This window comes from Micromonospora tarensis, from assembly GCF_016803395.1.
In the GTDB taxonomy this organism is placed as follows: Bacteria; Actinomycetota; Actinomycetes; order Mycobacteriales; family Micromonosporaceae; genus Micromonospora; species Micromonospora tarensis.
In genome coordinates this window covers 1-7,474 of the sequence record NZ_JAEVHL010000286.1, presented here as the reverse complement: position 1 = coordinate 7,474, position 7,474 = coordinate 1, and the positions used below count along the sequence as shown (strand labels likewise).

At 74.8% G+C, this 7,474-nt stretch carries 2 protein-coding genes and 3 pseudogenes; 2 read left to right on the top strand and 3 right to left on the bottom strand.

Translation table 11 applies throughout. The annotated features are described in order from the left end of the window. Both JM949_RS31500 and JM949_RS31495 read left to right on the top strand, forming a co-directional pair. Nucleotides 1-425: bifunctional 4-hydroxy-2-oxoglutarate aldolase/2-dehydro-3-deoxy-phosphogluconate aldolase (locus JM949_RS31500; RefSeq protein ID WP_203151748.1), on the top strand; the 425-nt coding region annotated here is incomplete at its 5' end. 542 nt (nucleotides 426-967) lie between these two features. Further along, nucleotides 968-4,254: pseudogene (locus JM949_RS31495) on the top strand (S8 family serine peptidase). A 71-nt stretch (nucleotides 4,255-4,325) separates the two neighbouring features. Here JM949_RS31495 and JM949_RS31490 read toward each other — a convergent pair. The 3 genes and pseudogenes from JM949_RS31490 to JM949_RS31480 form a co-directional block, all read right to left on the bottom strand. After that, a pseudogene (locus JM949_RS31490) lies at nucleotides 4,326-6,381 on the bottom strand (penicillin acylase family protein). After that, complete coding sequence (locus JM949_RS31485; protein ID WP_203151747.1) at nucleotides 6,378-7,202, bottom strand: ABC transporter ATP-binding protein; 825 nt, start codon at nucleotides 7,200-7,202, stop codon at nucleotides 6,378-6,380. The pseudogene JM949_RS31490 and the gene JM949_RS31485 overlap by 4 nt, the downstream one beginning before the upstream one ends. A 29-nt stretch (nucleotides 7,203-7,231) precedes the next feature. Further along, nucleotides 7,232-7,474 (bottom strand): annotated as a pseudogene (locus tag JM949_RS31480) (iron chelate uptake ABC transporter family permease subunit); the annotation flags it as partial.

The window sequence follows — 7,474 nt, the reverse complement described above, 5'->3', positions numbered from 1 at the left end:
GCGACCGGATCGTCGGCGCCGGCACCGTGCTCGACGCCGACCAGGTCGCCGCGGCCGCCGACGCGGGCGCCCGGTTCACCGTCGCGCCCGGCCTGGACCTGGCGGTCGCCGACGCCGCCGCCGCACGTGGTCTGCCGCACCTGCCCGGTGTGGCCACCCCCACCGAGGTCCAGCAGGCGCTGCGGCACGGCCTCACCTGGCTCAAGGCGTTTCCCGCGATCTCCCTCGGGCCGGCGTGGTTCAAGGCCGTGGCCGGCCCGCTGCCGCAGGTGCGCTTCGTAGCGACCGGCGGCCTGGACGCCGGCAACGCGGGGGCGTTCCTGCACGCCGGGGTCCGGGTGGTGGCGGTCGGCTCCGCCCTCTCCGACCCCACCCAGTTGGACCGCCTGGCCGAGCTGACCACCGTGGGAGCACCCACGACGTGAGCCGGTGGCGGGTTTGCGCCATGGCGTAAACGCGTCGGGGAGCGGCCAGGTGAAGAGGCGGTTGTTACGCCGATGCTGTGCTGCGTACCACTTCTCGACGCAAAGAGGTCATCGTGGCTCTGTCTCACCGGCGTCGCCGAACCGGGCTGATCGCCCTCGGCGCCGCCCTCACCCTGGCGGCCGGGTTCACCGCACCCGGCGCTGCGAGGGCTGCCGCCGCCCCGCCGCACCCCACCGACCGACCGGCCGGCCAGCCGCCGGCCGCCGCCGGACGCACGTCCACCGTCACCCTGATCACCGGTGACACGGTCACGGTCAGCACCTCGGCGGACGGCAGCACGGTCTCGACAGTGCGCCGGCCGGACGGCAGCACCCCGACCTTCCACCGCACCGTGCTCGACGGCGACACCTACGTCTACCCGGACGCCGCGCTGTCCTATGTCACCAGCGGGGTGCTGGACCGGCAACTGTTCAACGTCACCGAGCTCATCGCCGACGGCTACGACGACGCGCACACCGACGCGCTGCCGCTGATCGTCACCATGACCGACGCGGCGGCGCGCGACCGTACCCGCCCCGCCGTGGACGGCGCCGAACTGGTCCGGCCGTTGGACAGCGTGCGGGGCGCGGCGCTGACCCGGCAGCGCGCCACCGCCGAACGGTTCTGGACCGCGCTCACCGCCGGCTCGACCCGGCGTACCGGCGACGCGCCGACCCTCGCCAACGGCATCGCCAAGGTCTGGCTGGACGGCCGGGTGCACGCCAACCTGGCCGACTCCACCGCGCAGATCGGCGCGCCGAGGCTGTGGGCCGAGGGCAACACCGCCACCGGGGTGGACGTCGCGGTGCTCGACTCGGGGGCGGACGCCGAACACCCGGACCTGGCCGGTCAGATCGCCGAGTCGCACAGCTTCGTGCCGAGCGAGCCCGACATCCTCGACTACAAGGGGCACGGCACGCACGTCGCCTCGACGATCGCCGGCACCGGCGCGGCCTCCGGCGGTGTCGAGCGGGGCGTCGCCCCCGGCGCCCGGCTGCACATCGGCAAGGTGCTCAACAGCGAGGGCAGCGGGCAGGACTCCTGGATCATCGCCGGGATGGAGTGGGCGGCCCGGGAGCAGAAGGCCCGGGTGGTCAGCATGAGCCTGGGTGGCGAGTCCACCGACGGCGGCGACCCGATGAGCCAGGCGGTCGACCGGCTCAGCGCCGAGACCGGCGCCCTCTTCGTGATCGCCGCCGGCAACAGCGGCCCGGCCAGCATCGGTAGCCCGGGTGCCGCGAACTCCGCGCTCACCGTGGGCGCGGTCGACGCCACGACCACCTCGCCGACTTCTCCAGCCAGGGCCCGCGCGCCGGCGACGGTGGGCTCAAGCCCGAGATCACCGCACCCGGCGTGGACATCCTGGCCGCCCGCTCGCACCTGGTGCGCGGCGGCTCCGGCGACTACACGCTGATGAGCGGCACGTCGATGGCCACCCCGCACGTGGCCGGCACGGCCGCGCTGGTCGCCGCCGCGCACCCGGACTGGACCGGTCAGCGCATCAAGGAAGCGCTGGTCAGCACGGTCAAGGCCACCCCCGAGTACACCCCGTACCAGGCCGGGGCCGGTCGAGTCGACGCAGTCGCCGCCGCGCACGCCACCGTCTTCGCCACCCCGAGCGCCTACTCCGGTTTCCAGGCGTGGCCGCAGCAGCCGGGCATGACCGTCGACCGTACGGTCACCTACACCAACGTCGGCAGCGCTCCGGTCGCTCTGAAGCTGACCCTCGACGCGGCCACCGCGCCGGCCGGCCTGTTCTCGCTCTCCGCCGACCGGGTCACCGTGCCGGCGGGCGGCACCGCCACCGTCACGGTGACCGCCGGGTACGACAAACTGCCGGTGGAAAAGCAGGTCAGCGGCATGATCGTGGCCACCGACGACGCCGGTGCGGTGCGCGGGCGCACCCTGATCGGGGCCGGCAAGGAGGGGCAGCGGCAGAACCTGACGCTGGTCGCCAAGGACCGGGACGGCAAGCCGCTCGCCGGCAAGGTCATCCTCACCACCGATGGCCTGTTCACCGCCGTGGACCTGCCCGAGAGCGGCACCGCCACGCTGCGGCTGCCGGTGGCGAGCTGGTCCGGTTGGATCTCCGCCGACGTGCGGGGCGCGAACGGGCCGCACGCCAAGGGCATGGCGATGCTCAGCTTCGTCGACGTCAACCTGGACCGGGACCGCACCGTCACCCTGGACGCGCGCGCCGCCCGTCAGGTGCGGGCCCAGGTGCCGCAGGAGGCCACCGCCACCTCGCTGCGGATGGACATCCACCGGTCCACCGGCGCCAGTCTCACCGAGAGCCAGGTGCTGCCCGACGACTCGTACGACAGCATGTGGGCGTCACCGACCGGCAGTGCGGTCACCGACGGCGAGTTCGAGTTCGGTGCCCGGTGGCGGCTGGAGCAGCCGGCGCTGACCGTCGCGGTGGGCGGTCGGTCGTACGACGACCTGCTGGTGAAGCGGGCCACCCCGGCGCTGCCGGCCGGCCGGCACCAGCTCGACGCGGTGTACGTCGCCGACGCGTCGGCGACGGGGCTGGCCAGGCGGCCGGTCCGCGACCGGGCGGTGGTCGTCCGGCGCAGCGACACGGTGGACATCGCCACCCAGGCGCGGGCCGCCGCGGCGGCCGGAGCCAAGTTGCTGCTGGTGGTCAACGACGGCGTCGGGCGGCTCCAGCCGTGGGACGAGGCGCCGTGGAGCCCGGAGAGCCCGGCCCCGGTGACCGTCGCCACCCTCACCGCCGACGAGGGTGACCAGCTCGTCGGCGCGCTGGAGCACGGCCCGGCGCGGCTGACCGTCGAGTCGCACCCGGAGACCAGCTACCTGTACGACGTGGCGCACCACTGGGCCGGCGCGGTGCCGGCCGACCCCAGCTACCGGCCGACGACGCGGCAGCTCGCCCGGGTGGACGTGGAGTTCCGCAACTACCGGCAGGGCAAGGCGCTGGAGTTCCGCACCGACGTCTGGCGGGGTTGGGCGTCGAGCAACCAGGAGCCCGCCCCGGCGCAGGGCCGGCGGACCGACTGGGTGAGCGCCGACCAGCGGTGGCTCGACGACGCGTTCATCGCCGGCGAGACCGGCCAGCACCTGCAAGCGGTGACGACGTATCCGGCCGGCAAGCCGAGCACTGTCACCTGGTTCGGGCCGATCCAGCGCCCCCGGATGGGCGGCGGCTACGTGCCCGTGCGGTACCTGGACACCCTCTACCTGCCCGCGCCCGGGTGGGGTGACGGTGGCGGCCACATCGGCGAGGCGTACGCGAACTTCGACATGGTCAACCGGACCACCCTCTACCAGGGCGACCAGGAGCTGAACTGGGGCAACGCCGAATACCTCCAGGTCTCCGGTCTGCCCGCGCGGCGACTGCCGTACCGGCTGGTGGTGGAGAACGACCGGGCGGCCTGGACCAACCCGTACTCCCGGCAGACCCGCACCGAGTGGGGCTTCAGCTCGGCGGCCAGCGGGGCGGAGTCGGCGGCGGTGCTGCCGATGATCCAACTGGACTACCAGGTGGCCATCGACTCCGCCGGCAGGGCGTCGCGGCGGGCACCGCTGACAGTGGTCGCCTCCCACCTGCCCGACGTCACCGGCACGATCGGCGCGGTGACCGTCGAGGTGTCCTACGACGACGGGAAGACCTGGCAGAAGCAGCGGCTGACCCGGCACGGTGACGGCTGGCGTACCTCGTTGGCCGCACCGGCGAAGGCCGGCTTCGTGAGCCTGCGCACCACCGCGCGGGACACCGCCGGCAACACCGTGAGCCAGCACATCACCCGGGCGTTCGGCCTGCGCTGACGCCACCGGGACCGGCCGCCGGCCGGGGCGCCGCACGCGTCCCGGCGGCGGCGTCGTGGTGTCGGCCGTGCTCAGTCCTCGTCCGACTCCTCGACGAGACGGTCCCAGTCCGTGACGACCGGGAGCATCCCACCGGCCAGCCACAAAGGGCTCTGGTCGTCGTGGTGCGGGTCGCCGGGCACCCCGGACGCCCCCGACGGGACCACCCAGCGGCTGTCCTCGCGCCGCGCCAGGTCCCAGACGAAACGCGCCGCCGGACCCCGCAAGCACCAGTGGGTGACCCCGGGCACGCTGGAGGTGGCCAACACGCAGTCGTGGTCACCGTCGAGGCGAGGGCCCGGCCCGGTGTCCGGGTCGGGCCAGGCCCGCCACGCCGCCAGCCGGTGCAGCTCCCCCCAGGGCACCCGCCCGGCCGTGGCCTCGCCGATTTCCTCGGTCGCCGCCGTCACCAGCGCGGGAATGTCCAGGCCGGGCAGCCGGGTCGGATCGAGCAGGTGCGCCAGCGCGAAACCGACCCGTGGTGTCAGCACCAACCAGGGCGCGAACACCTCGGGGTACGCGGGCGCCTCGGCCAGCGCGGCCAGCGCCGGGTGGGCGGCGATCCGGCGGACGACGGCCGCCCGCAGGATGGCGTACGCCGCGGCGTCGGTGCTGTCGGCGGCCATCCGGCGGTCCCAGCGCAGCAACCGTTCGCGCAGCGCGGCGGCGACCGGGCGGAGCCCCGTCAACTCGGCCAACACCGCCAGCAGTGGCCCGGCCGCGCCCAGGTACGTGTCGGTGTTTACGGTGACCAGCTCGTCGGCCGTCCAGCCCGGGCGGGCGTCGAGCAGCTCGGCGATGCGGCGCGCCCGGTGCGGTGGGGCGAACTCCACCCCGAGCGGCGCGGCCAACCCGCGTTCGTTGGCCATCACCGCCCGACCGACCACCTCGGCCCGAGGCATCGGCGCGTACCAGCCGTGCCAGTCGTGGGCGCTGTCCCATCCGGGCACCACCCGCCGGCCGTTCTCCGGGTGCCGCACCGGCACCGCACCGGCGACCCGGTGCAGCAGCCCACCGGCGGTGTCCGCCGCCTGCACCACGTTGACCGGCTCCACCCAGTGCCGCAGCGCCCGGTCCACATCGGCCACGGTGCGGGCGTGCAACAGCTCCGGCAGCGTCGCGAAGCCCAGGTCACCCCGGACCCGGGGCGGGTAGCGCAGGCTGAGCGCCGTCTCGTCGTCCGGCCCGCCGGCGATCACCGGGCCACGGTCGGTCTCCACCACCTCCACCTCGACCGGGTCGGCCCCGGCCACCTCGATCGTCTCGACGTGGTGGTGCGCCGGTCGCCAGCCGTCCGGGCCGAGTGCCCGCACCCGGGGTCCGTCGCGGCGCAGCCGCTCGGCGTACACGTCCTGGTAGTCGGCCATCGCGTTGGTGATCGCCCAGGCCACGCCGCCGGTGTGCCCGAAGTGCGCGATTCCCGGTACGCCCGGCACCGCCAGCCCGACCACGTCGTACTCCGGGCAGGAGAGCCGGATCTGCTGGTAGACGCCGGGAACCTCGATGAACCGGTGCGGGTCGCCGGCGAGCAGCGCGGCGCCGGTGCCGGTGCGCTCGGCGGCGAGCAGCCATCCGTTGCTGCCGGCGACGGCCGGCCCGTCGGTGGCGAACAGGTCGACCGCGTCCGGCCCGAGTCGCTGCGCCACGTGCTCGCGCCAGAGCTTGCCGGGGAAGCCCGCGAACAGGATGTGGTGGCCCAACCAGACCGCCAGCGGCGTCCACGGTTCCCACCGGCCCGGGGTCAGCCCGCTGGCGGCGAACTCCGGTGACCGGGCCGCGCCCGCGGCGAGACCCGCGTTGACCCCGTCCACGTAGGCGTCCACCCACGCGGCGGTCGCCGGGTCGAGCGCGGCGTGGCAGCGGCGGGCGGTGTCGTCGAGCCGGACCTGCCGGACGAACCGGTCCCAGCCGAGCGCGTCGGCGCCGAGGAAGGACGCGCTGGTGCCCTTCGCGCGGTGCCGTTCCACCTCGATCTGCCAGGCCCGGTCGTACCCGGTCACCCGGCCCTGCGCCGCCGCCGAGCGCGAGCGGATCGGCGGCCCGCAGGTGCGGCACGCCCCACGGGTCGCGGAACCGCCGGCCGCTCATGCCCGCTCCCGCGCGGTGGCGGCGACCCGGCGGCGGGCGGCGGGGACGACCAGTGGGGTGCCGGTCTCCGGGTCGTCGATGACCCGGCAGGGCAACCCGAACACCTCGGCCACCAGGTCGGCGGTGACCACCGACGCCGGCTGCCCGGCGGCGACCACCCGGCCGTCGCGCATGGCGATCAGGTGGGTGGCGTAGCGGGCCGCGTGGTTCAGGTCGTGCAGCACCGCGACCAGGGTGCGGCCCTGCTCCTCGTGCAACCGGGCGCAGAGGTCCAGGATCTCGATCTGGTGGGCGATGTCCAGGTAGGTGGTCGGCTCGTCGAGCAGCAGCAGGGGAGTCTGCTGGGCCAGCGCCATGGCGATCCAGACCCGCTGCCGCTGCCCGCCGGACAACTCGTCCACCGGCCGGTCGGCGAGGTCGTCGACACCGGTCGCGGCCATCGACTCGGCCACCACCCGCTCGTCCTCGCGCGACCACTGCCGCAGCAGCCCCTGGTGCGGGTAGCGGCCCCGGGCGACCAGTTCGGCGACGCTGATGCCGTCCGGGGCGATCGACGACTGTGGCAGCAGGCCGAGCGTCCGGGCCACCGTGCGGGCCGACTGGTCGTGGATGTCCCGCCCGTCCAGCAGCACCGCGCCGGCGCTCGGGCGCAGCATCCGGGACAGCGCGCGCAGCAGCGTCGACTTGCCGCACGCGTTCGGACCGATGATCACGGTGAACGAGTTGTCCGGCACCGCCACGGTCAGGTTCTCGGCGATGACGCGCTGGTCGTAGGCGAGGGTCAGCGCTTTGCCGCCGAGCCGGGAGTCGCCGGGTCGCATGGGTGCTCCTTCGAGGGCGTCACGGGTGTTCACAGCCGGCCCGCCCGGCGTTCCATCGCCAGCAGCCAGACCAGGTAGCCGCCGCCGAGCACGCCGGTCACCACACCGACCGGGAGTTGGTGCCCGGCGAACGCGCGTTGGGCCAGCAGGTCGGCGCCGACCAGCAGCGCCGCGCCAACGGCCAGCGACGGCAGCAGGTTCGGGCCGGCGCCCGGTCAGCCGCTCGCCAGGTGCGGTGCGACGAGCGCGACGAAGGAGACCGGCCCGGCGGC